Annotated in this window: 23 protein-coding genes; 9 read left to right on the top strand and 14 right to left on the bottom strand. The window is 40.7% G+C overall.

From position 1 onward, the window contains the following. Positions 1-145: 145 nt before the first annotated feature. From ACIQCO_RS19910 to mtnA, 3 genes are all read right to left on the bottom strand, one after another. Entirely contained in the window at positions 146-682 is a 537-nt protein-coding gene (locus ACIQCO_RS19910; RefSeq protein ID WP_400431547.1) for a TlpA disulfide reductase family protein, read from the bottom strand. Positions 683-802: 120 nt separating this feature from the next. Next, positions 803-1603 (bottom strand): class II aldolase/adducin family protein, encoded by an 801-nt coding sequence (locus ACIQCO_RS19915; RefSeq protein ID WP_400431550.1) that lies wholly within the window; start codon positions 1601-1603, stop codon positions 803-805. Between the two features lie 21 nt (positions 1604-1624). Next, complete coding sequence (mtnA, locus tag ACIQCO_RS19920) at positions 1625-2674, bottom strand: S-methyl-5-thioribose-1-phosphate isomerase (protein ID WP_400431553.1); 1050 nt, start codon at positions 2672-2674, stop codon at positions 1625-1627. Positions 2675-2852: 178 nt separating this feature from the next. On the opposite strand from mtnA, the gene ACIQCO_RS19925 reads away from it, so the two are divergent. Beyond that, positions 2853-3893, top strand: coding sequence for an NAD-dependent epimerase/dehydratase family protein (locus ACIQCO_RS19925; protein ID WP_400431556.1), 1041 nt, complete (start codon positions 2853-2855; stop codon positions 3891-3893). Positions 3894-3993: 100 nt separating this feature from the next. On the opposite strand, the gene abc-f is transcribed toward ACIQCO_RS19925, so the two are convergent. The 3 genes from abc-f to acnA form a co-directional block, all read right to left on the bottom strand. Further along, positions 3994-5724, bottom strand: coding sequence for a ribosomal protection-like ABC-F family protein (gene abc-f / locus ACIQCO_RS19930; RefSeq protein ID WP_400431559.1), 1731 nt, complete (start codon positions 5722-5724; stop codon positions 3994-3996). Between the two features lie 261 nt (positions 5725-5985). Further along, the gene (locus ACIQCO_RS19935; RefSeq protein ID WP_400431562.1) at positions 5986-6963 is read right to left on the bottom strand and encodes a phosphotransferase enzyme family protein; all 978 of its coding nucleotides are present in this window, start codon (positions 6961-6963) and stop codon (positions 5986-5988) included. A 59-nt stretch (positions 6964-7022) separates the two neighbouring features. Next, positions 7023-9728, bottom strand: a complete 2706-nt coding sequence (acnA, locus tag ACIQCO_RS19940; protein WP_400431565.1) for an aconitate hydratase AcnA — start codon at positions 9726-9728, stop codon at positions 7023-7025. Between the two features lie 329 nt (positions 9729-10057). Here acnA and sspO point away from each other — a divergent pair, with 329 nt between their 5' ends. Next, positions 10058-10210, top strand: coding sequence for a small acid-soluble spore protein O (sspO, locus tag ACIQCO_RS19945; RefSeq protein ID WP_066087231.1), 153 nt, complete (start codon positions 10058-10060; stop codon positions 10208-10210). A 50-nt stretch (positions 10211-10260) separates the two neighbouring features. Here sspO and ACIQCO_RS19950 read toward each other — a convergent pair whose 3' ends face one another. Next, a complete protein-coding gene (locus tag ACIQCO_RS19950) occupies positions 10261-10530 on the bottom strand; it encodes a hypothetical protein (RefSeq protein WP_066087228.1) in 270 nt (89 codons plus the stop codon). A gap of 114 nt (positions 10531-10644) precedes the next feature. On the opposite strand from ACIQCO_RS19950, the gene ACIQCO_RS19955 reads away from it, so the two are divergent. Beyond that, on the top strand, positions 10645-10782 hold the full coding sequence (locus ACIQCO_RS19955) for a small acid-soluble spore protein P (RefSeq protein WP_024026873.1): 138 nt from the start codon (positions 10645-10647) through the stop codon (positions 10780-10782). 137 nt (positions 10783-10919) lie between these two features. Here the strand turns inward: ACIQCO_RS19955 and selA are convergent, their stop codons facing one another. Continuing rightward, positions 10920-12338, bottom strand: coding sequence for an L-seryl-tRNA(Sec) selenium transferase (gene selA, locus ACIQCO_RS19960; protein WP_400431570.1), 1419 nt, complete (start codon positions 12336-12338; stop codon positions 10920-10922). Positions 12339-12442: 104 nt separating this feature from the next. On the opposite strand from selA, the gene ACIQCO_RS19965 reads away from it, so the two are divergent. Beyond that, a complete protein-coding gene (locus ACIQCO_RS19965; RefSeq protein ID WP_400431573.1) occupies positions 12443-12841 on the top strand; it encodes an Hsp20/alpha crystallin family protein in 399 nt (132 codons plus the stop codon). A 79-nt stretch (positions 12842-12920) separates the two neighbouring features. Here ACIQCO_RS19965 and ACIQCO_RS19970 read toward each other — a convergent pair whose 3' ends face one another. Beyond that, complete coding sequence (locus ACIQCO_RS19970) at positions 12921-13160, bottom strand: Rdx family protein (protein WP_400431576.1); 240 nt, start codon at positions 13158-13160, stop codon at positions 12921-12923. Positions 13161-13293: 133 nt separating this feature from the next. On the opposite strand from ACIQCO_RS19970, the gene selD reads away from it, so the two are divergent. Then, positions 13294-14349, top strand: coding sequence for a selenide, water dikinase SelD (selD, locus tag ACIQCO_RS19975; protein ID WP_400431579.1), 1056 nt, complete (start codon positions 13294-13296; stop codon positions 14347-14349). Between the two features lie 115 nt (positions 14350-14464). Here the strand turns inward: selD and ACIQCO_RS19980 are convergent, their stop codons facing one another. The 5 genes from ACIQCO_RS19980 to ACIQCO_RS20000 all read right to left on the bottom strand — a co-directional run bounded on the left by ACIQCO_RS19980 (position 14465) and on the right by ACIQCO_RS20000 (position 18921). Continuing rightward, a complete protein-coding gene (locus ACIQCO_RS19980; protein WP_400431582.1) occupies positions 14465-15409 on the bottom strand; it encodes an L-threonine 3-dehydrogenase in 945 nt (314 codons plus the stop codon). Between the two features lie 87 nt (positions 15410-15496). Then, positions 15497-16687, bottom strand: a complete 1191-nt coding sequence (locus ACIQCO_RS19985) for a glycine C-acetyltransferase (RefSeq protein WP_400431585.1) — start codon at positions 16685-16687, stop codon at positions 15497-15499. 330 nt (positions 16688-17017) lie between these two features. Continuing rightward, a complete protein-coding gene (locus ACIQCO_RS19990; protein WP_400431588.1) occupies positions 17018-18016 on the bottom strand; it encodes an NAD(P)H-dependent flavin oxidoreductase in 999 nt (332 codons plus the stop codon). 130 nt (positions 18017-18146) lie between these two features. After that, complete coding sequence (locus tag ACIQCO_RS19995; RefSeq protein WP_400431591.1) at positions 18147-18353, bottom strand: spore germination protein; 207 nt, start codon at positions 18351-18353, stop codon at positions 18147-18149. A 100-nt stretch (positions 18354-18453) separates the two neighbouring features. Beyond that, positions 18454-18921 (bottom strand): hypothetical protein, encoded by a 468-nt coding sequence (locus ACIQCO_RS20000; protein WP_400431594.1) that lies wholly within the window; start codon positions 18919-18921, stop codon positions 18454-18456. Positions 18922-19122: 201 nt separating this feature from the next. On the opposite strand from ACIQCO_RS20000, the gene ACIQCO_RS20005 reads away from it, so the two are divergent. The 4 genes from ACIQCO_RS20005 (at position 19123) to ACIQCO_RS20020 (ending at position 24192) form a co-directional block, all read left to right on the top strand. After that, positions 19123-20676 carry an ABC-F family ATP-binding cassette domain-containing protein gene (locus tag ACIQCO_RS20005; protein WP_400431597.1) on the top strand — a complete coding sequence of 518 codons (1554 nt, stop codon included), beginning with the start codon at positions 19123-19125 and terminating at the stop codon, positions 20674-20676. 218 nt (positions 20677-20894) lie between these two features. Beyond that, on the top strand, positions 20895-21794 hold the full coding sequence (locus ACIQCO_RS20010) for a putative selenate ABC transporter substrate-binding protein (RefSeq protein ID WP_400431600.1): 900 nt from the start codon (positions 20895-20897) through the stop codon (positions 21792-21794). A 14-nt stretch (positions 21795-21808) separates the two neighbouring features. Then, on the top strand, positions 21809-22567 hold the full coding sequence (locus ACIQCO_RS20015) for a phosphonate ABC transporter ATP-binding protein (RefSeq protein WP_400431603.1): 759 nt from the start codon (positions 21809-21811) through the stop codon (positions 22565-22567). Beyond that, positions 22564-24192 (top strand): PhnE/PtxC family ABC transporter permease, encoded by a 1629-nt coding sequence (locus ACIQCO_RS20020; protein WP_400431606.1) that lies wholly within the window; start codon positions 22564-22566, stop codon positions 24190-24192. Before ACIQCO_RS20015 ends, ACIQCO_RS20020 begins: the two co-directional genes overlap by 4 nt. Positions 24193-24247: the final 55 nt, after the last annotated feature.

Below are 24247 nucleotides of genomic sequence, written 5' to 3' on the forward strand. Positions count from 1 at the left end.
AAACGTAAGTTTTTCAGTGCCCTCCGCTTTAGCGCCGAGGAGGCTCACCGCCCGCCCCGCGGAAAGCGAAGCGCCTGGAACGGAAATCAACATTCACTTTTAACACAGCCAAAAAGAAAAAAGACATTGGAAAATTACCAACGTCTCACTTTAATTTTTTTGTATAGTCTTCCATGATATTCAGTTTCATGGTTCCTGGATATTTATTCTGGATTATTCCCTTGCTGTCGATAAAATAAGTAGTAGGAATAGCCATAATTTGATAAGTTTCATTTACTTTGTCATCGGTATCAAGAAGGATTGGAAAGGTAATCTTATTTTCGTCAACAAACCCTTTTACATCCAATTGTGGATCAATGTTAACGGCTAATATCACCGTATCGTCTCCAATTTGCTTAGAGAATTGTTCCATTTCCGGCATTTCTGCTTTACATGGACCGCACCAAGTTGCCCAAAAGTTAAGCATTACCTTTTTCCCTTTTAAATTGGAGAGTTTAACCGTGTCCCCAGTCAATGTTTTTAACTCAAAATCGGGTGCCTTTGCTCCAATACTAAGTCCTTCTTTAGTTGATGCCGTTTGACTTGCCGTTTCGGGTTTCTCTGTCTGTTTACTCATAGCCTGCACAACCGCTACTGTCAATAATGTAACTAATAATACGGCAGCAATTACTTTTTTAATCATACCCGAAAACCTCCTTTATTTCTAAATACACTATATCGATTTTACACTATAAACTTAGGTGAAACGAAACTTGTATATGCCAAATCTGTGACAATTTAGAAAAGCGGGACCACACTTTTATTAAAATAGTTTTTTCAATTCCTCTAGAACACTTTTGGTGACCTTCTCAACTATCAAGTTTAGATCATGTTCCGATAAGGATTGTTCCAATGGAGGGGTAATTTTCTTCGCATGAAAACCTTCTTCAGATTCAGCTCCAATTGGTGATTGGCTGTTAATACCCATTTTCGTTTTTAGCTCAATAAGTGTTTGAACATGCTTTTTAGATAGTTCCCGATCGCCATTCATTTGTTTGGCAATCCAATTAATTTTTGCCGTGAATTCTAATGATTCCATTAAATAATAGGCATGCTCTAAGTCTTTTCCCCATGTTAAAGCGCCGTGATTTTCTAATAAAACGCCTTGATGGTGATGAACAAACTTTTGGATGGCATCTGGTATTTCGTTTGTCGACGGGGTTCCGTATTCCGCCACAGGGATTGTTCCAAGGTAAACAACCGATTCCGGCATGATCGCTTGATCTAAAGGGATTCCCGCAATAGCAAATGCCGTTGCATATGGCGGATGAACATGAACAACAGCTTGTATATCCGGACGTTCTTGGTAAATTCTCAGATGCATTTTCATTTCTGATGTCGGCCGGAACGGAGGGGTCCCCTCAAGCACATTCCCTTGCCCGTCCACCTTTACAATCATCTCAGGAGTCATAAAGCCCTTACTTACACCCGTTGGCGTAATTAGGTATTCATTTTCGCTGACCCGCATTGAAATGTTGCCATCATTTGCAGCAACAAATCCCTTGTCATAAATCCTTTTTCCAATGTCACAAATTTGTTTTTTATATTTTATTTCCGTTATCATAAGCACCCCTCCCTTCCATTCCTACACTTGAAAAAGTCTTGGCAGCTCTTCCTGATAATTTCCTGTTAGTATGCCCTTTTCCGTAATAATAGCCGTGACCAGCTCATGTGGTGTCACATCAAATGCTGGATTAAACACCTTCACGCCTTCAGGTGCCGTTCTTTTTCCAAAACCCTCGGTAATTTCTGCCGCCTCACGTTCTTCAATTGGAATATCAGCACCTGTTTTGGTTTCCAAATCAATCGTGGACATGGGCGCTGCTACATAAAAAGGAATTTGATGGGCTTTTGCCAGTAATGCGACACCGTATGTTCCGATTTTATTGGCGACATCCCCATTTGCTGCAACCCGGTCACAGCCGACGATTACTGCTTGGACCCAGCCTTTTTGCATCACCATTGCGGCCATATTGTCGGTAATTAGCGTGACATCAATCCCTGCTTGCATCAGCTCCCAAGCGGTTAGGCGAGCACCTTGTAACAGCGGTCTTGTTTCATCGGCAAATACTTTGATATCCCAGCCCTTTTCTTTCGCTATGTATAATGGAGCAAGTGCCGTTCCATATCTCGCAGTAGCAATGCCGCCAGCATTGCAGTGTGTTAGAATTCCCATTCCGTCATGTAAAAGGCGCAAGGCATGCTCGCCAATGGTCCGGCAAACTTCTTCATCTTCTTTTCTTATTAAGTGGGCTTCGTCTTCTAGTGCTTGCTTAATTTTTGCGATTGGCTGCTCCTGTTCCTTTTGCGCCCGTTCATCCATCCGTTTTAATGCCCAAAACAAATTAACAGCAGTAGGCCTGGACGAAGCCAAATAGTCCGCTTGTTTTTTAAAAAAGGTATAAAAATCCGCAAAGGAATTTTCCGGTGCATTTTTTATCCCGACTACTAGTCCATAGGCAGCAGCAATCCCAATTGCCGGAGCACCGCGCACTTTTAATTGTTTAATCGCATCCCAGGCATCTTCAATTTTCGTGATTTCAAGAAATTCTGTTACGTTAGGAATTTTTGTTTGATCTAATATTTTTAATACACCGTTTTCATAGGAAACGGATTGTAAAAATGTGTTTTCCAACTTAAAACATCTCCTCAACTATATGTAAAATTGCTCTGGTCATTAACCATCCATTTAATTTTAACAATATCCAGGACATATGCAAAACTTTTCATTTTCGAAAGACTGAAAGTGCTAATCTTAATGCAATTGTTGGAAAATTTGTTAAAATAGAAGTAGGAAATGGAGGGGAATTCATTTGAAGATTCTTGTTTTAGGTGGCAGCCGCTTTTTAGGAAGAACGTTTGTGGAAGAAGCGCTATCCCAAAATCATGAAGTGACGATTTTTAATCGCGGCTTTCAAAATGCCGGCCTAAAAGACGTTGAAATTATTACCGGAAATCGTTTTGGCAACTTAAAGGAGCTTAAGAACCGCAACTGGGATACAGTATTAGACACGAGCGGCTTTATTCCCTATACGGTTCAAAATTCTACTGAATTTTTGAAAGACCAAGTAAAACATTATATATTTATTTCAAGTATCTCCGTTTATAAAGACTGGGTCCCGGAAAATTTGGATGAAAACTACCCCGTTTTAGAAATGACACTTGATGAAGCAAATGAGCTTTCAAAGGATGCGAAAGGTCCAATTTATGATCATTATGGGCATTTCAAGGCATTATGTGAACGGATTGCCGAAAAAAATATGCCTGGCCGGGTCTTGAATATCAGGGCGGGTCAATTAATGGGACCGAACGATTATACGGATCGTGTTCCCTATTGGTTAAATAGAATCGCAAGAGGCGGTAAAGTATTAGTACCGGGTAAATCAAATCGCCGGGTACAGGTAATTGATAATAAAGACTTATCTGTTTGGATGCTGCAGATGATGGCAAGCCATTCAACCGGTACCTTTAACGCCACTGGACCTAATTATCGGTTAACGATGAAAGAGTTTCTCGATGCTTGTATTAACGTGACTGGCTCTGATGCTGAACTAGTTTGGGCTGATGAAAAGTTCCTGCTTGATCAAGGTGTGGAACCATGGACCGAAATGCCACTCTGGGTACCTGAAGATTCACCATTATCGCCAGAGCTTGAGCAGCCTTGGCGGGGTGCCTTTTCAATAAATATCGATAAGGCAGTTCAAAGCGGGCTTAGTTTTAGACCCATTGAGAAGAGCTTAGTGGAAATTTATGAATGGGAAAAAAATCGACAACTGTCTGAAGACGAGTGGAAATCGGGCATGCGTTCGGAAAGAGAGAAAGAGCTGCTTCAATTATGGGGTTCAAAACGATGAGGTAAGTGATTCGCAAATAAACCTGGCATTTCTGCAATTAAAATTGAAAAAAGTCTGATAGCGAACAAAGAGAGCGGGAATTCCTGCTCTCTGTTACGATTTACCCCATTAAATTTCGTTTTTGTTTAAGAAGTTCGTTAAATTCTTCGTCTAAACGGTGATATTTTGGATCTTTTTGATCAATTAATGATAATTCACCCAAGATTAAGGCGATTTTGTTTTCAATGATTAACAGTGCTTCATCAGAGCCATCGCCACTCTTTACATCCTTATTGAGATATTCCTCTGATTTCATTTCAACTCGTCTAACTTGTTGATTTTCAAACACAAGCAGCCGGTCACAAAGTTTATTAAGAAAATAATGATCATGTGAAACGGTAATGATCGTCCCAGTGAACTCACTTAATGTCTGTTCAAGCTGCTCCCTGCTTGGTAAGTCTAAATGATTGGTTGGTTCGTCTAAAATAAGAACATCATATTCCTTCATTAAAATATCGACAAGCTTCACTCTCGTTCGCTCACCAAGACTTAGTGTCCCAATTGGCTTGGTGATCAGCTGTTCCTTTAAGCCTAAATTAGCAAGCATTGTTCTTGCCTTTAGAATACTTTCTCTATCCGTAAACCCTAATGTCTCAATCGCTGTTTTATCAGCGGGCAAATCAGCTACATCCTGGCTTAAGTATGCAATTTTTACGGAGTCGCTCTTCCACAGCTCCCCATCAAAGGATAAATCATCACCGAGTATGATCTTAATTAATGTCGTTTTCCCGCAGCCGTTTTCACCCAACAACCCAATTCGTTCGCCGTGGTTAATGTAGAAATGCGAATCCTCGAATAGAATCCGTTCCTCGAACGCTCTTGTTAGCTTCTTCGCCTCTATAATCCGTTTGCCCCTCTTTCCATGGCTGTCAAACTGAAATCGAACCGCAGCTTCCTCCATCGGTTTTTCAATTTTGTGTTTATCAAGCTCATTTTGCAATCGTTTCATTTTCGATTTCACCTGGTTATCCAGCTTTTTTGCCTTTACCCGATGATATTCTTTAAAACCAATTTGTCTTCTTTCTGAGGCAGATCCTTGCTTTGTAGAATCCCGATGTGCTTTTTCTGACCAAGACTTTAACTGATCCATTTGCGATTCAATCTTTTCGATTTGGCGCTGCTGAACATGATATTGATGACGCTGATTCTCTATTCTCTGCTCTTTTTCTATACGATAGTCACTATAGTTTCCATTGTAAAATTGAATTCGGCTATCCTCTAATTCAAAAATACGATTAACTGTTTTATCTAAAAAATGGCGGTCATGCGAGATTATTAATACAGGACCATTAAATTTTTCTAATTCCGAAACCAACCAGTTTATTCCAGTGAAATCCAAATGATTTGTCGGTTCATCCAAGATTAAGAACTCCGGCTTTGAGGTCCAAACCATTGATAAAGCGAGCTTTAATTTTTCGCCGACACTTAAAGTGGACAAGCGGTTATCCTCCCAATCATAAACCTTTTGAAGTCCAAGCTCACTGGCATGCTTAAACAACTCGTGTTCTTCGACCTCAGCAATGGATTGTTGAAAATGACTTACTTCATAATCTATCGACTGCGAAAGATAACCCATCCGCAAATCGCTTGATTTATCAATTAATCCATTATCTGGAGTTATTTTTCCAAAAATTAAATTGGCAAGTGTCGTTTTCCCAGTGCCATTATAACCGACAAGGCCGATTCTATCGTCATTTTTAATCTCAAAGTTGATATTGTCTAATATCTTCCTTAAGTGATAACTTTTTTCTAATCCAATTACTTTTACGATCGTCTTCTGATTATTAAACATAAAAAAACTCCCTTCATGAACCTGAAGCGAGTTTTTTAATTCCTTCTATCATAATTAACCATAATAAATGCACAGCAAAAATAACCCTAAAAAGGTTCGGCATTATGGTTTATACGGTTAGGATATAAAAAAGGGCAAACTAATCCCATTCTTCAGGTTCATCATTTTCGATTATTCGAATCATGTGCTGAAAAATAAGATTATAATTTCATTGGCCCTTTATTCATCCCTTTTCGTTTGATACTTACATTTTATTGAACATCAGATGTGTTTGTCAATCACTTCCTGAAAATTAACAGCAGAATATGGAATATTCTGCTCAATTTTGTCCTGTAAATCTTTAAGAGTAAATACCTGCCAGTCCTCAAGGTTTTGTAAATCCCATTTCTCTGAAAATAAAACATATAAGAAAATCTCTCTGATTTTTAGAAAAATCGGAATCTGCTGAAGCATTTCTTTCTTGATGATATGCTCGCGCGCATACCCCTTTAAAAAATGGTCCCAGAAAATGGTGCTAAATTGGTTGTTTTCCGGTGTAAACGCCGATGTCTGCCAGAACGCGTGATAGAAGGAAACGGCTAAATCATAAGCAAACCAATGATAGGCACAATCATCAAAATCAAAAACAGTAATCCTACCTCCACTTTCAAAGAAATTTCCTTGATGGAAATCGTTATGAATCAGTCCAAAAATCTCATGGTCCTGGTGGAAATCCTTCAGCTTTGACAAGTGTTGGATGTATCGTTCCCTTACTTGGTCTGAAGTGATTTTTGGAATTAAGTTAAACAGGTCCGGTTGATCCTTGGACCAGATCGGTCGATCAAACTTCTCTGTTAATTGCGTTGAGGCTGAGTGCATTTTACCGATTAACATCCCCCATTGGTAAAAAAAATCAGCATTCCAAACCTGTTCATCTGTAACCTCTACGGGTTTGCCAGGAGCTTTTTCAAAAGTGGTGGCAAAAACATGCCGATTTTGAAAAAGCAATTCTTCTATCAACTTCCTATTAGTTGAAGGAATTGGACGGGAAACCTGTACACCCTCATTTCCTAATGCATGTATAAATTTCATTTCACTTTGTCGCTCAAGGAAACTCCACCGGCTGCCAGATGATAATCTCAAAATGTATTCACCACCTGAACGGCTAAAGCTATAAACGGAATTTTGATAGCCATCACTGATTTGTATAAGAGCAGCTGCCTCTAACCCATATCTCTTGGCCATTTCATTCAAAAACATATGTACCCCTTTCTAAAAAAACACCATGCCGAAGATGACATGGTGTTTTCTTACTGTGCTTATGCTTGTAATTTTTCACGTAATACCATTTGCAGAATACCACCGTGACGGTAGTAATCAATTTCCACTTCAGAGTCGAAACGGACAAGTACTTCAAATTCTTTCTTGTTACCAGCTTCGTCTGTAGCTGTCACTTTTAGAAGATCACGTGGTTTTACGTTTTCATCGACTTGAACATCGATTGTTTCTTTACCTGTTAGACCAAGTGTTTCAGCACTTTCGCCTTGTTTAAATTGAAGCGGAAGAACACCCATTAACACAAGGTTTGAACGGTGAATACGCTCGAAGCTTTCAGCAAGAACTGTTTTAATGCCTAATAGGTTTGTACCTTTAGCAGCCCAGTCACGTGAAGAACCCATTCCGTAATCTTTACCAGCAAGAACAATCAAGCCAGTACCGTTTTCTTTGTATTTCATGCATGCATCGTAAATCGAAGTTACTTCGCCAGTTGGCCAGTAAGTCGTGACGCCGCCTTCTGTGCCCGGTGCGATTTGGTTACGAATACGGATGTTTGCAAATGTTCCGCGCATCATCACTTCATGGTTACCGCGGCGTGATCCGTAAGAGTTGAAATCACGAGGCTGAACGCCTTTTTCAAGCAAGTATTTACCAGCTGGAGTATTTTTACCAATTGCTCCTGCAGGAGAGATATGGTCAGTTGTAACCGAGTCACCAAATTTACCAACCACACGTAGTCCAGTTAATGGTTCAACTTCACCTGGTTCTGGTGATAAACCTTCAAAGAATGGCGGGTTAGCAATATAGGTTGAATTCTCATCCCAAGTATATAATGGCTCATTGCTTGTTTGGATTTCGTTCCAACGCTCGTTATCACCGAACACGTTCTTGTATTCTCTTCGGAATAATTCAGGTGTAACAGTGCGCTTCACGACATCGTTCACTTCAGCAGTTGATGGCCAAATATCCTTGAAGAATACATCATTTCCATCTTTATCTTTTCCTAGCGCTTCAGAAGCGAAATCAATATTCACCGTACCAGCAAGGGCATATGCGACTACAAGCGGCGGTGATGCAAGATAGTTTGCTTTAACAAGCGGATGAATACGTCCTTCAAAGTTACGGTTACCAGAAAGAACAGAGGTAACTAATAAGTCGTTTTCTGCAATGGTTTTTTCAATTTCTTCTTTTAATGGACCGGAGTTCCCGATACATGTTGTACAGCCGTACCCAACAAGGTTGAAGCCAATTTGCTCAAGATATGGAAGTAAGCCGGAATCACGAAGGTATCCAGTTACAACCTTTGAACCTGGTGCCAAAGAAGTTTTCACAAACTTAGGAACTTCCATTCCAAGTTCAACCGCTTTTTTAGCTACAAGGCCTGCCCCCACTAATACATATGGGTTAGAAGTGTTTGTACAGCTTGTAATGGAAGCAATCGCGACAGCACCTGTTTTAATTTCCGCTTGGTCGCCATTCGTGAATTTAATGGTTGCTGACTTATCAAGTTCGGTGCCTTGTAAACCAAAGCCTTGGTTTCCTTGTGGTGCAGAAACAGCTTTAACGAATTCTTGTTTCATTTTTGAAAGTGGAATCAAATCCTGTGGACGTTTTGGACCAGAAAGATTTGCTTCAATTTCAGTAAGATCGATTTCGATTACGTCAGTATAAACTGGCTCAAATGATGGGTCGAAGAATAAGCCGTTTGCTTTGCAATACTCTTCAACAACCTTAACTTGCTCTTCTTCACGGCCAGTTAAGCGCAGGTAGCCAAGGGATTCATCATCAATTGGGAAGAATCCGCAAGTGGCACCGTATTCAGGAGCCATATTAGCAATGGTTGCACGGTCCGCAAGTGGTAATGAAGAAACACCTGGTCCGAAATATTCAACAAATTTACCAACCACACCGTGTTTACGAAGTACTTGTGTTACTTTTAGTGCAAGGTCCGTTGCAGTTGCGCCGTTTGGTAGCTCGCCATTTAATTTAACCCCAACAACTTCTGGTACAGGGAAATAAGAAGGCTGACCAAGCATGCCTGCTTCTGCTTCAATCCCGCCAACGCCCCAGCCAAGAACGCCAAGACCGTTAATCATCGTGGTATGTGAGTCAGTACCTACAAGTGTATCTGGGTATGCTTCTAGTTCACCGTCTGTTTCAGCCACGTGAACAACATCTGCCAAGTATTCAAGGTTTACTTGGTGTACGATCCCTGTTGCTGGTGGAACGGCACGGTAGTTATTGAATGATTTTTGCGCCCAGCTTAAGAACTGATAGCGCTCAGCGTTTCGTTCGAATTCGAAATCCATGTTAATTTTTAAAGCATCATCTGAACCATAAGCATCAACCTGTACGGAGTGGTCGATAACAAGATCAACGGTTTTCTCAGGATTGATTTTGTCTGGGTCGCCGCCAAGGTCTGCCATTGCTTTTCTTAAGGAAGCAAGGTCAACAACCGCTGGAACACCCGTAAAGTCTTGGAGAATGACACGCGCTGGTTTGAAAGGAACGTCCACTTCTTTCAGCTCAGCTGTTCCCCATTTTGCTAAGTTTTCAACATGCTCTTGTGTGATTACACGGCCATCATATTGGCGAAGTACGGATTCAAGTAAGACTTTCACGGAATATGGCAGTTTGGATACCTTGCCAATACCTGCCTCTTCCAATGCACTTAAACGGTAATAGTGGTAGTGTTTGCCGTTCGCTTCAAAGGAAGCGCGTGCGTTAAAAACATCATTTTTTACCATGTGTAAAACCCCCTTCATTCGTCATAATAAAACAAAATTAACGAAAAGTCGAAAAGTTTGAATTTTCCCATCCAGCTTCACTTTTCTCACAATTCTTATCTTAATACAACCGTTTACATAAGTAAATAACAAGAAAGTTATTGAGCTTGATAAGTTTTTCTTATGTCTTTTATGTAATTTGTTCGAAATATTATGAAAATCGCATTAGCAATAGAGTGGAATTACTTTAGGGAAAATACTCATCTTCTTTATTATTATCTCAAAAAAATTTTTCATTGTCATTTTTCAAGATATAAAGGAAATAGTAACAGTATTGGGAGGTGAATGATATGGTAAAACGAAAGTCTAATCATGTAATTCCTGGAATGAATGCTGCTAAAGGGCAAGGAAAAGGAGCAGGTTTTAACGAGGAATTAGCCAGTGAACCGGAATTAACAGCAAAAGAGAGAATGAACAATAAAAAGCGCAAGAAAAATCAATAAGAAAAACAAAAAGGGGTGACCCATATGGCAGGGCCCCCCTCCTGCTTTATCTATTCGGTCTGATTCACTTCGGATACCATACTTTGCAGGTCTTGTTGAAACCGTTCTAACTGTGATCTTTGATGTTCCGAAGCCACTTCAAGGGCATTTTCAATTTGCTGGTAGGCTTCATTTACTTCATTCTTTAAATGTTTAAGCTGATGGCCATAACTGGCACTATCACTAATGATGGTATTAAACAGTCCTTGGGCCTCTTCATATCCTTGCTGTGCCGCTTGAAAAGCCTGTTGTTTGTCCTTGTTGTAAGGATATTTTTGCATTTCTCTTGTTCACTCCTTCATTTTGTATACCGTTAAATTGCACAGAACAGCAAAAAATATTCGGCATAAAAAGATTTATTGATTACATCCTAATTACAGAGGAGGGATAAAAAAATGAACAAAAACGACGGCAAAGATATGCGAAAAAACGCACCGAAACAATCCGGGCAGCCGGAACCATTGAGCGGTTCTCACAAAGTAAAGAATCGCAATCATACCCGAGCCAAACACAATTCACACCATGATATGTGATAAGAAAAGCGTAAGCGCCCTGTTCAGCGGCGTAGGGCGGAGCGCGAAGGACACTAGCCGCTAGGGCGCTGGAGCTGGACAATTCTCAAAGTTCATAGAAATAAATTCTGTAAAAAAAACAATAGACCCCTCTTATATTAAGAGGGGTCTCCTATATTTACTAATTTTTCAAGCAAGATAGCTTCTTCCTCGAGAGTAACAGTCCTTAGGTCAATAATAAATTCTTCTTTTTGAATTCGTGCGATAATCGCTGGTTTCGATTCGGTACGCAGTTTTCTGCTAAGCTGTTCAGCCGTTAAAGAATCATGTATTAAAGCAATAACCAAGGTTGGAAGCACAACGTCCGGCATCGTTCCCCCGCCAACTTGACTTGTATGTGGAAATATTTTTGCCTGAAAGGAGCTTGTCCTATGTAACAAATTTGTAACGAAGACCCTAGACCTTTCGTCTATTTCATTAAGAGAAACTAATAAATCACGGATGACGGGGATATTTCGCATTGCTTTTTCACCGCGTGCGTAATCAATTAACGTCCCTTCCAGCGCTGCTAAAGTCATCTTATCCACCCGGACCACTCTGGCTAACTGATGTGTTTTCAAACAATCAATAATTTCCTTTTTACCGGCGATAATCCCAGCTTGTGGACCGCCAAGGAGCTTGTCTCCACTAAAAGTTACGACATCTGCCCCCATTTCAATAACCTCTTTGACTACCGGTTCATCACCAATTCCATGCTTCCTGAAGTCATAAAGTGCACCACTTCCAAGGTCTTCGTAAAAAATAACATCATCAAGCCTTTTTGTTAAATCAATCAGTGTTTCTGTCTCAACTGACTTTGTGAAACCGACTACCTTAAAGTTGCTCGTATGGACCTTCATAACAATCGCAGTTTCTGTAGTTACTGCGTTCTCGTAATCGTAAAGATGTGTTTTGTTGGTTGTTCCTACTTCTATAAGCTGTGCGCCACTTTCCTCCATTATCGAGGAAATTCGAAAAGATCCGCCAATTTCAACTAGCTGCCCCCTTGATACAATGACCTCTTTATTCTTAGCCATTGCCCTTAAAACTAGGTAAACAGCAGATGCGTTATTATTGACGACCATGGCCGCTTCGGCACCGGTAATCTCCTTTAGCAATGCTTCAACATGACTATGGCGTGAACCCCGTGCGCCTTCATTCAACTTATATTCTAGATTTGAATAATTTCTGGCTGTTTCCACCACATGGCTAATTGCATTCTCGCTTAATCTTGCTCTGCCAAGATTGGTATGTAGGATTGTTCCCGTTGCATTGATTACCTTTTCAATTGTATAGGAAAATTGCTTTTTTAAATTCATTTCTAGAATTGCAAATAACTCTTCAATAAAGCGGTTTGTCCCTGGTTTAGCGCCTGCCCACTTATCATGAATAATGGTATCCCTTACTTGATCCACAACATCTTTTAACTGCTTCGTAAGCTGCAAGTGATCAAGATTACTCTCCTCTTGCAGAGACAAAAACGCATCATGGCTTTGCAGCTCATGAATGGCTGGAATTGAACGTAACCATTCTTTCACAAGTAAAAACTCCTTCACTTATCCTTCTTTATTCCTATTATATCACATCCGTTTCACGTTTTAATTCGGAATGAATAAAATGAAACAAGCAAGGGGGATTGAATATGACAAAAAAGAAAGATGATCAAAACCAGGACCTTGATTTTGATTTAGTAGAGAAGTGGCTGGAAAACTATTTTCTTGATCCATTGACCTCATATTATGACCAGACTCAATTCCAAATCGATGTTTACGAAACTGACAAGGAATGGATTGTCGAAGCGATTTTAAGCCAGTTTGAGGCATCAGAAATCCAGGTATATATAGAAGAAGAAAAATTAATCATTTCTGCATCTAAATACCCCCCCTCCCCGGACCAACAAACACGAATTCGTTCCATTGATTTCCCTTATAAGATAAATCAACGAAAAGTATCGGCTTCTTTTTCAAATGGGATCCTTGAAGTATTTATTTCAAAGACAGAAAAAGGATCAGGAAAAAACAGATTTATTACACTGCCTTAATTCCAAATTTGGTTTACTTTTTAACGGGCAGTTTACATAACAATATTACCGAAACCCTCTTCAAGAAAAGGAATTAGGATTACTTCGTAGAAATAATATCAATTATCTCTGCTGTATCTGGAAAAATCCCTGTGTCAAGCTTTGAGTAAATTTTCTCTCCATTAACTGACACTTCGAACGCGCCTCCAGAGCTAGGGATTAGTTCTAATTTTTGTATATCACGATAAAAATGGTTAAATAACTCTTCCGCGAAACTCGCAGCTTTTGGTGCATAGTTTCATTGCATGCAGAATTCGACAATAATATGATAGTTTTTCATGAAATTTCCTCCTCATTTTCCAACACCTTGATGTTAGAAATATTTTATCCCATCAGCTATTATTGGGCAAATCTTCTGCACTTGTAGTGCGGATTTATTGCGAAACAGTTATACTAATAAAATGGAGGTGGACATGTTGAGTGAACAAGAAAAAATTCGCCTGACCTCTTTATCTACAAAAGCTGGTTGAGGCTGCAAAATTGGTCCCGAGGACCTGGCGCAAGTGTTGCGCTTATTACCGAAACAAGAACCTGTCCCAGAATTATTAGTGGGGCTTGATACTTCCGATGATGCTGGTGTTTATCGGTTAACTGACACGATTGCACTTATTCAGACTATTGATTATTTTACTCCAATCGTCGATGACCCCTATATGTTCGGCCAAATTACGGCTGCAAATGCGTTAAGCGATGTGTATGCAATGGGAGGAGAACCGAAAACAGTATTGAATCTTGTTGGTTTTCCAATTAAAAAGCTTGGTGCAGACATGCTTGCCGAGATTCTCCGCGGTGCTGCTGATAAAGTAAAAGAAGCAGGCGCAATTACGGTTGGCGGCCATTCGATTGATGATCAAGAGCCTAAGTTTGGTCTGTCTGTTACAGGAATTGTTCATCCGGATAAGGTCTGGAAAAACGTTGGGGCCAAACCCGGCGATGTCCTAGTTTTGACCAAACCTATTGGGGTAGGAATCCTGACTACTGGGATAAAAAGAAGCGTCGTAACGCAAGAGCAGGAACAAATTGTTACTGACACAATGGCAATGCTGAATAAAACGGCTGCAGAAGTGTTAATGAACTATCACCCGCATTCCGTTACAGATGTAACCGGTTTTGGCTTACTTGGTCATGGGAGTGAAATGGCAAGTGGAAGTAACGTAAGCTTTGAAATTTCATTTAGTCAAGTACCGCTTCTTGAAGGAGCTGTTGAATTAGCAAGGGATGGTGTTGTACCAGGAGGCTCGAAGTCTAATCAAAAATGGTTAGCTGACGATGTCATTTACTACAATATCCTTCCAGAAGAACAGCTTGTCCTTTGTGATGCGATTACTTCAGGCGGCCTCCTTGTTGCCATTAGTGAAGAGGAAGCTTCTAAATATGTTGATAATCTGCATTCAAATGGATTAGTCCAAGCAGCAATCATTGGCCGGGTTACCGAAAAGAAAGACAAACTTATCTATGTAAACCGCTGACAGCGTGGCATTTATTGCCTCGCTGTTTCCCATTTATCTATAATGGAAAACATTCATAACCCAATATCTTTATATAAAAAATCCTGAACCCTTTTTGGTTCAGGATTTTTACTTTTTATAGTTTCTGACGAAGCTTTTCAAGCATTTCCTTTGTCATTCTGTCTAAATCATACTCGAATTTAAAGCCCCATTCTTCTTTTGCCGCCGTTGCATCTATCGAATTTGGCCAGCTATCCGCGATTTTTTGCCGAGCCGGATCAACATGATAAGAAATTTCAAATCCAGGTACATACTTGGCAATACTAGAAGCAATTTCTTCAGGGTCAAAGCTCATTGCAGTGACATTGAAGGAGTTGCGGTGAATTAGCTTGGCTGAATCGGCCTCCATTAAATCAATAATTGCATTTAAGGCATCCGGCATATACATCATATCCATGTAAGTACCTTTATCAATATAAGAGGTATATCTGCTATTTTTGACTGCTTCATAGTAGATTTCAACAGCATAATCCGTTGTTCCGCCGCCAGGAAGGGCCACATAGGAGATTAACCCTGGGAAACGTAAGCCGCGGGTATCGACCGCATATTTTTGATGGTAGTAGTCGGCCAATAACTCGCCGGCCACTTTGTTAACACCGTACATAGTGGAAGGGCGCATAATCGTGTCCTGCGGTGTGTTATCCTTAGGCGTAGATGGACCAAAGGCGCCGATTGAGCTCGGTGTAAAAAATTGGGCGTTTAGTTCCCTTGCAGTTTCAAGCCCGTTCAACAGCCCGCCCATATTTAAATTCCAGGCAAATACTGGCTTAGCTTCTGCAGTTGCCGATAGAAGTGCAGCCAAATGCATGACCGTATCTACTTTGTATTTTTTCGCTGTCTCCACCATTTGGTTTAAGTCGGTCACATCGACCGTTTCAAACGGACCGCTCCCTGCTGCCTCGCTGTCATTCTTTTTAATATCGGTGGCTATTACATTATCTGTTCCATAGATGTCTCTCAGCTTTAAGGTCAATTCTGAGCCAATTTGCCCTAAAGCACCTGTAATTAAAATACGCTTCATCGTTTCTCCGTCCTCTTCACTTATGCTAAAAAATTCTGCTTTACATTATAGGTACGTCACCCTCATATCAAGGGTGTCACTGCTGGATTAAATAAGACCCATTTCCTTACCGACTTTTTCGTAAATCGCAATGGCTTGATCCAGCATTTCCTTCGTATGGGCAGCCGTCGGCATATTGCGGACACGACCAGTCCCTTGTGGAACGGTTGGGAAGACAATTGCCTTTGCATAGACTCCTTCTTCATTCAAACGTTTGCTGAATTGCTGGGTGAGCGATTCGTCTCCAATGATACATGGGGTGATTGGCGTTTCGCTGTTACCTATGTTAAACCCTAATTCTTTCAAGCCTTTTTTCAAATAGTTGCCATTTTCCCATAGCTGCTTATTAAGCTCGGTACTCTCCATTAAAATCTCGATTGACTTCTTGCTCGCTGCCACATCGGCTGGGGTTAAAGAAGTCGAGAATAAAAACGGGCGACTGCGGACTTTTAACCAGTCAATTAGGTTTTTCTTACCTGCTACATAACCGCCAACAACACCAATTGCCTTTGATAACGTTCCGATTTGAAAATCAATTTTATCAGATAATCCAAAATGTTTGACTGTCCCTGCACCATCACCAAGAACACCTGAGCCATGGGCATCGTCCACATAGGTAATTAAATCAAATTCTTCGGCAATCTTGACGATTTCCGGAAGTAAGGCAATATCGCCGTCCATCGAAAACACGCCATCGGTAATCACCATAATCTTATTGTACAGGCCAGATTCCTTTGCTTCCTTGGCTTTTGCACGTAAATCTTCCATATCGGAGTGATTGACACGGATAATTTTTGCTTTAGACAGCCGGCAGCCGTCAATAATCGAGGCATGGTTTAATTCATCCGATAAAATTGCGTCATTCTTGTCCATTACCGCAGAAATGGCCGCCATATTACAATTAAAACCAGACTGGTATGCGATTGCTGCTTCTGTATGTTTGAATTCAGCCAATTTCTCTTCTAATTCGACATGAAGCTTAAGAGTTCCATTGATTGTTCGGACAGCACCTGCGCCGACGCCGTATGTTTCAATCGCCTCAGCTGCCGCTTTTTTTAGTCGTTCATCGGTGGCTAGGCCTAAATAGTTATTGGAAGATAAATTGACGAGTTCTCTTCCATTAATCTTTATAATTGGACCATTTGGGCTTTCCAGCGGATCGATGACATTATATAGGCCCTTACCCCTTAAATCTTCAAGGTTATCATTTAAAAATTGCTCCAAAGTGTTACTGGACACTTCAATTCCCCCTTAGTTATCTGGATAATGGTAGTAGAAAAAGACATTTGTCCACTCCACACGGACACTTATGTACTCGTTAAATGGCAGTACTTATGGATTCTTCTAGTATACTTTATCATATTTTACGCTATTTGTTCATACCTGGTGGACAAAGTGTGAAAAATATTTTTCTTCCTTTTAGATTACCCAATTAGAAATCAGGTTATTTGCTCAGATAGTTTGCTCGAAGCTTGTTTAAGAAGAAATAAAAAAATAAGACCTTTAATACTGGGTCTTATTTCTTTCAACTTTATGATCCTGTTGCCCATGATGCCTATAGACATACGCTTAGTTTACGGGAATTATGCTAAATTTAGCTGCATTGATATTAACCTTTTCCAGTGCATCATGATACTCAGCTTCCAAACGGTTGACAATAGCTGCAGCTGATTCAATCCGGTCAATTGCTCCTACCCCGTGACCGGCGGACCAAATATCGCGCCAGGCTTTCGCATTTGTTTCTTTTTGCATCGTATCGAAGTCAACCTTGTCCTTTTTCTCCAGTTGATTTGGATCTAGACCTGCTTTGACAATACTAGGTTTTAACATATTACACATAATGCCGGAGAAGGCGTCCGTTAAAATAATATCTTCCTGGGTTGCCGCAACCAGCATTTCCCGGTAATCATCAATTGCCATGCTTTCAGTCGCGACAATAAAGCGCGTTCCCATATAGGCAAAATCTGCTCCAGCAGCCTGAGCAGCTAATACTCCCTTTCCTGTTGAAATCGATCCAGCAAGGATAATAATTCCCTCCCAGAAAGTTCGGACCATATCCACAAAGGCAAAGCTATTAATTTGCCCCGCATGCCCGCCGGCACCGTTAGCAACTAAGATTAACCCATCAACACCAGCCTCTGCTGCCTTCTTAGCAAATTTCAGGTCACTGACATCCGAAAAAACCAAGCCCCCATATTCATGGACAATCTCAACAACTTGTTTGGGACTGCCTAATGAGGTGATGACTAATTGTGGCTTGTGTTTTTTAAGTAATGCCAATTCTTCCTGAAGGCGGCTGTAAGAGCTATGTACGACCATATTCATCGCCCACGGCGCAATCTTTCGGTTAGGCTCTTTAACGCGCTCCTCCTCAAGTTCCTCGTTTAATTTCCCCATCCATTGATCAAGAACCTCAATTGGCCTGGCATTAGGGGCTGGAAATGAGCCAATAACCCCATTTAAGCAGCAATTTTTAACAAGCTCGGTGCCTGACACCAGAAACATAGGGGCAGCAATGACCGGCAACCTTAATTGACGATACCATTGATCAGGAATCGACTTTTTCATATCCTCTCACCTCACGGTTTTGAATTTTCTGATTTTATTACTCCATTTATCATAACTGAAAATGAATGACTATTCAATCAGTAAAATCACAGAGATTAACGAAAAAAAGACGCTGCTATTAAAGCACCGTCTAAACGAAGTCTACTAACTCTTTCAACCTCTTCTGCTGCGCTGGATTCAGCCCAGAGTTTGTGATAATTGTCTGTCCTGCATTTTCAGAACCAGAACCTGCAACCGTTTTTGTTATGGTTATTGGTGCAATTATTTCAGCGCCGCCAAAGTTGACAATTCCTCCTGAAACTGTGCCAATTGTAACACCATCTTGTCTAACCACCATCATCACTCCTCCCAACTATTTTTATTAATATATGTACAAGCTAGTATCCTTGTTTAAACGTCTTCATTAGAAATAGAAAAAGAGGCTGCATTCTCAGCCTCTACGTTTCCCTGATTCGTTCAATCCTGCCTATCCACTTATAATAAAATAACAAAATTAATAAAAGTACGGGGTCAATCAGAGCGGCATGCCATAATTTCCACCAGCCGTAATGGAAGTATCCCCACGGCTCCGGAAGCAAGGTAATTAGTTCGTACAGTAAAATGGCACATACAAATACGATAATATAAACTATACGTTTACTGATTTTAGCATTTAATGGATACCAATTTAAAAACATCATGTTGACTGGCGGGACAAGCAACACATGCGGAAGGACTCCTTCCCATTCAATTGCTTTTTTAAAATACCAGTAGCCGTGAAATTTAAGTTCCATGAACATATCGAAAAGCGTTTGGAAAGCGATCGTAAATGTCCAGATATGAACAATATGATTGGGCGTTAATCTTTTATTGGTCTTAAAGGCAATAAAATTAAATACAAAAATAGCAATTAAAAGTCCTATCATACTTTTTTTCCTTTTTTTATTTAAATTGCCCAAATAATATTGGGATTTATTCATTGCCTTTCAAATAGCTTGTGATTTAGAGAATCCATCATTCGAAAATTTACAGCATTTTTCTTTTTTAAAATCTAGTCGAATTCGTAAAAATCTAGTATGATGTAGAAATGTATAAACTCCTGAACAAAGCGAGGATTACGAATAAAAATGAGCTTATTAACTGTTGATAACCTATCACATACATTTGGAGACCGCACCTTATTTAAGGATGTTTCCTTTCGACTATTAGCTGAAGATCACGTCGGCCTTGTCGGTGCCAATGGCGTCGGTAAATCCACGTTAATGAATATTATTACCGGCCAATTAATTCATGACAGCGGCAGGGTAGAATGGACGCCTGGTGTCCATTACGGCTATTTGGATCAGCATACCGTACTAACTCCAGGAAGAACGATGCGCGATGTTCTGCGCGACGCCTTCCTTCCTCTTTTTGAAAAAGAAAGGGAATTAAATGAGGTTACCGCCCAAATGGCTGATGCTTCACCCGAAGAGCTGGAAGTTCTGTTGGAAAAAATGGGTGAAATCCAAGATGCCCTTGATGCCGGCGGATTCTATTCGTTAGATATCAAAATTGAGGAAGCCGCTAGGGGATTGGGGCTTGATGCGATTGGTTTAGAACGTGATGTTGCCGCCTTAAGCGGCGGGCAGCGTACCAAGGTCCTGCTTGCTAAACTTCTATTGGAACAGCCAAAAGTTTTATTACTTGATGAGCCGACAAACTATTTAGATGTTGAGCATATTCGCTGGTTGACATCTTATTTAAAAGATTACCCATACGCGTTTATTCTCATATCCCATGACACGGAATTTATGAATCCCGTATCCAATGTCATTTTTCAATTGGAATTTTCCAAGCTGACCCGCTATACGGCAAGCTATGAAAAATTCTTGGAACTTGCGGAAATTAATAAGAACCAGCATATTAATGCCTATGAAAAACAAATGGAATTCATTAAAAAACAAGAAGATTTCATCGCTAAAAACAAAGCCCGTTATTCGACGACAGGCCGGGCAAAGAGCCGGCAAAAACAGCTGGACCGGATGGAACGGATTGACCGACCAGAAACTGCGGTGAAGCCTACTTTCGGTTTCAAAGAATCACGCAGCAGCAGCCGGTATGTCTTTGAAGCTAATGATTTAGAAATTGGCTACGACCATGCGCTGCTGCCAAAAATGAGTATGACGTTAGAGCGCGGAGAAAAAGTCGCAATCATCGGCTGTAATGGGGTCGGAAAATCTACGCTTCTTAAGACAATGCTTGGCAAACTTGAGCCTTTAAATGGAAAGGTTGAACGCGGTGATTTCCTCTTCACTTCTTATTTTGAGCAAGAAGTAAAAGCAGCAGGAATTACCCCGATTGATGATGTTTGGAATGCCTTCCCTTCGATGGATCAGCACCAAGTTCGCGCAGCACTTGCCCGCTGTGGCTTAAAGAATGAACATATTTCCCGCCAGATGAATCAACTAAGCGGCGGCGAACAAGCGAAGGTCCGTCTTTGTAAGCTAATGATGAATGAAAGTAACTGGATTTTATTCGACGAGCCGACAAACCATTTAGATATCGATGCAAAAGCAGAATTGAAACGTGCCCTTAAAGAATACAAGGGTACCGTTGTCCTTGTCTGCCACGAACCTGATTTTTATGAAGATTGGGTGACGAAGGTATGGAATGTTGAGGAATGGTCGCAGCAGACTGTATAGGGATAACTTCAAAGCCCCCTGCACTTTTCGCGGGGGGTTTTGCTTTTTGATTCGCTTCCAATATTACCCTATACAAAAAACCGATTACCTTCCATCGAACAAATAGATAAATTGAATTTATTTTGATATAACTATTCTTTATAATATAAAGGTTAAGACACTTCCATTGGAATTATCAATGGGTGTAATTTTAAGAAAAATATGAGGTGTGTATTACAATGAAAAAATGGCTTTCCGCCCTTATTCTTGTCATGGTTGTATTTTCCCTAGCTGCTTGCGGGCAAAAGGATAATAAAGCTAGTGAAGGAAAAAAAGAGGCAGCAACAAAAGAAGTGTTTAAAATCGGTGCAATTCCTGACCAAAATGCCGCTGATCTTGACAAAGGCATGACGGCAGTTGCTAAATATCTTAGTGAAAAGACAGGATTAAAGGTTGAATTTGTACCGTCTGTTGATTATGCAGCACTAGTAACTGGTTTTCAACGCGGTGAAATTCATATGGCCTGGTTTGGCGGCTTAACAAGTGTTCAGGCAAGAAACCTTGTTCCAGAAGCAGAGTCGATTGTCCAACGGCCGCGCGATGCTGAGTTCCACTCCGTATTTATTACCCAGTCTTCCGAAAATTTCACGAAACTGGAAGATTTAAAAGGCAAGTCATTTACCTTTGGCAGTGAAAGCTCCACTTCCGGGCATTTAATGCCGCGTTACTATTTAACGGAGGCAGGAATTGATCCGAATAAGGACTTTGACGGCAAGCCTAACTTCTCTGGTTCACATGATACAACATACAAGCTGATTGAATCAGGTGCTTTTAAAGCAGGGGCATTGAACGAGGCAGTTTGGGAAGCAGCTGTAAAAGAAAAAAAAGTAGATACGAATAAAGTAAAAGTATTCTACACCACTCCTGCCTATTTTGACTATAATTGGACGGTAAACAGCAATGTTGAAGATGTTTTCGGAAAGGGTACGAAGAGTAAAGTAAAAGAAGCCCTTCTCTCGATTACTAGCGAGCAAAAAGAAATTGCTGATTTATTCCAAACCGATCGTTTTGTTGAAACAAAAAATGACAATTACAAAAAGATTGAGACGGTTGCCAAAGAACTAAAGATCATTAAGTAGTAGGTGTTATAGAAATGTCTTCAAAATACATGATTGAAGTAAAAAATTTAACAAAACACTTTGAGCGGAAGATAGCCCTATCTTCCCTTTCTTTTACCATTAAACAAGGGGAATTAGTAGCTTTAATTGGACCAAGCGGAGCCGGTAAAACGACGCTGCTTAATGCCCTTGCTAGAATGGTACCACTGTCTAGCGGCGAAATCCTCCTGGATGGCCAGCCCCTTTCTGCCTATAAAAAAAGTAAAAAGTTCGCCAAAAAAATCGGTGTAATCCGCCAGCAATTCGATTTAATTGGACCCCTTGCAGTGATTCATAATGTGTTAGCCGGAAAACTGTCTGAATGGGGTTCTGTTAAATCACTCTTTTCCTTACTTTTTCCACAGGAAAAAGAAATGGCACTCAAAGCATTAGAGCGGGTTGGACTTCACGGGAAGGCGTTTGAAATCACTTCAACCTTATCCGGCGGTGAGCAGCAGCGTGTTGCCATGGCAAGATTATTGGTGCAAAAACCTGAAGTGATTGTGGCCGATGAACCGGTTGCCTCCCTTGATCCTGCAAGAGCCGATGATATTTTGGCGATGCTGACGAAAATCGTTACTGAAGAAGAGCAAACGTTAATCACGAGCTTACATTCTGTTGAATACGCCAGGAAGTATTTTACCAGAATTATTTCTATGAAAAATGGTGAAATATTTTTTGACCTGCCAACAGAAAATGTAACAGATGACCTTTTAGCCGAATTGTACCAGCTTAAAAGCGGTGATAAGGCATGAAATCGATCTTTCGCATGCATAATCGGTTCATCCTTACTTTAGTTTTGGCAGCTGTTTTTGTCTGGAGTCTTTTCTCAATCCAATGGGGTACAGACCTATTCCACGCTGGCGGCATACCGACGATGCTGCAAATTTTTGAAGGTCTCATTCATCCTGATTTGTCCACAGGAGTGCTATCACTTGGCATTGAATCGGCGTGGATTACCCTTGCCTACGCCGTTGCCGGGATGTCGCTTGCAATTATTTATGCTTTTATTATCGGAATTCTCGCCTCAGGTGTACTTGCTTCTAATAAAACCTCCAGGATGATTTCAAAGGTGTTTTTCAGGGGTATATTAGGATTCACTCGTTCCATTCATGAACTAATTTGGGCTTGGCTTTTTGTTGCCGCAGTCGGTCTTTCACCATATTCGGCAATTTTTGCCCTTGCGATTCCATATGGCGGTATCCTTGGTCGGATTTTTGCGGATATGTTAAATGATGTTTCCGAGCAGCCCATTAAGGCATTAAAATCTGCAGGTGCAACCAGGCTTCAAATCCTGCTTTATGGCTATCTTCCATTGATTTGGGCGGATATGATCAGTTATACGATGTACCGCTTTGAATGTGCAATTCGTTCTTCAGCTATTATGAGTTTCGTCGGGCTCGGCGGCCTAGGCTATCAGATTCAACTTTCGCTTGCCGATTTGAAATATGATCAAGTATGGTCGTATGTGTTTTTTCTAATCGGATTAGTGCTTGTTGTAGATATTTGGAGTAATTTTGTACGTAAAGGGTTAACGGAACGGAAGCGGAGCCATGGTTTCAGCACTGGGTGGTGTTCCACCTTTTTTGCTATTCTGTTAATCCTTGGTTCTTGGGTGTATATCAGATTGGGCGAGAATGCCCGGTTATTTGAATTAGTTTCTGGTAAAAATTTCGAATATGCGAAGAAGTTTTTCGGGGGCTTGATTGGCTTAAACGATAGGCATCCGGCTTTCCTCGATACTGCAAGCTGGGCTGCCGCATTAAATTTAACGCTTGAAACGCTTGAAATGAGCATCATGGCGATTGGGTTTGCAACGATTGCAGCGTTTTTCACTGTTCTTCCAGCGGCCCGGAACATTGCTAATGGCAGTTTGACTTCAAATAAGAAATGGTACAATTGGTTTCTATATGGAATTGTCCGTGTCGTTTATGTTTTTTCACGAGCTGTCCCAGAGTTAGTTTGGGCGATGATGATAATCTTTATATTTAAACCTGGACTGCTGCCGGGAGCGGTTGCCCTTGCCCTTCATAACTTTGGAATCCTAGGTAAGCTTTGGGCAGAAGTAATCGAAGACATGGATACAAGGCCGATTCAAAATTTAGCTGCCTCTGGTGCTTCTAAGGTAGAAATATTTTTTTACGGCATCCTTCCAATGGTTTTACCGCGATTTCTCACCTATATTCTTTACCGCTGGGAAGTTATTATGAGAACTACGATTGTCGTTGGCTTTGTCGGAGCCGGCGGTTTGGGAATGGATTTCAAACTGGCAATGAGCTTTTTCAATTACACACAAATCACCCTGCTTCTCTTATGTTATATGATTCTTGTCATCATCGCCGACTTTACATCAGAAAGCACAAGAAAAGCGGTTAAATAAGCAAAAGAACACATTTCCAAATAGAGATGTGTTCTTTTTCATAAGGTTATACGAA

Origin of the sequence: Neobacillus sp. NPDC093127 (assembly GCF_044754175.1) — a bacterium.
GTDB lineage: Bacteria > Bacillota > Bacilli > Bacillales > Cytobacillaceae > Neobacillus.

Coding starts and splice junctions, on each gene's coding strand:
- ACIQCO_RS19990 (WP_400431588.1), bottom strand. CDS start 18,016: ATGAAAAAGTCGATTCCTGATCAATGGTATCGTCAATTAAGGTTGCCG.
- ACIQCO_RS19950 (WP_066087228.1), bottom strand. CDS start 10,530: ATGCAAAAATATCCTTACAACAAGGACAAACAACAGGCTTTTCAAGCG.
- sspO (WP_066087231.1), top strand. CDS start 10,058: ATGGTAAAACGAAAGTCTAATCATGTAATTCCTGGAATGAATGCTGCT.
- ACIQCO_RS19955 (WP_024026873.1), top strand. CDS start 10,645: ATGAACAAAAACGACGGCAAAGATATGCGAAAAAACGCACCGAAACAA.
- ACIQCO_RS19910 (WP_400431547.1), bottom strand. CDS start 682: ATGATTAAAAAAGTAATTGCTGCCGTATTATTAGTTACATTATTGACA.
- ACIQCO_RS20000 (WP_400431594.1), bottom strand. CDS start 18,921: ATGATAGGACTTTTAATTGCTATTTTTGTATTTAATTTTATTGCCTTT.
- ACIQCO_RS19995 (WP_400431591.1), bottom strand. CDS start 18,353: ATGGTGGTTAGACAAGATGGTGTTACAATTGGCACAGTTTCAGGAGGA.
- ACIQCO_RS20020 (WP_400431606.1), top strand. CDS start 22,564: ATGAAATCGATCTTTCGCATGCATAATCGGTTCATCCTTACTTTAGTT.
- ACIQCO_RS20005 (WP_400431597.1), top strand. CDS start 19,123: ATGAGCTTATTAACTGTTGATAACCTATCACATACATTTGGAGACCGC.
- ACIQCO_RS19915 (WP_400431550.1), bottom strand. CDS start 1,603: ATGATAACGGAAATAAAATATAAAAAACAAATTTGTGACATTGGAAAA.
- ACIQCO_RS19965 (WP_400431573.1), top strand. CDS start 12,443: ATGACAAAAAAGAAAGATGATCAAAACCAGGACCTTGATTTTGATTTA.
- ACIQCO_RS20015 (WP_400431603.1), top strand. CDS start 21,809: ATGTCTTCAAAATACATGATTGAAGTAAAAAATTTAACAAAACACTTT.
- ACIQCO_RS19935 (WP_400431562.1), bottom strand. CDS start 6,963: ATGTTTTTGAATGAAATGGCCAAGAGATATGGGTTAGAGGCAGCTGCT.
- ACIQCO_RS20010 (WP_400431600.1), top strand. CDS start 20,895: ATGAAAAAATGGCTTTCCGCCCTTATTCTTGTCATGGTTGTATTTTCC.
- acnA (WP_400431565.1), bottom strand. CDS start 9,728: ATGGTAAAAAATGATGTTTTTAACGCACGCGCTTCCTTTGAAGCGAAC.
- ACIQCO_RS19980 (WP_400431582.1), bottom strand. CDS start 15,409: ATGAAGCGTATTTTAATTACAGGTGCTTTAGGGCAAATTGGCTCAGAA.
- abc-f (WP_400431559.1), bottom strand. CDS start 5,724: ATGTTTAATAATCAGAAGACGATCGTAAAAGTAATTGGATTAGAAAAA.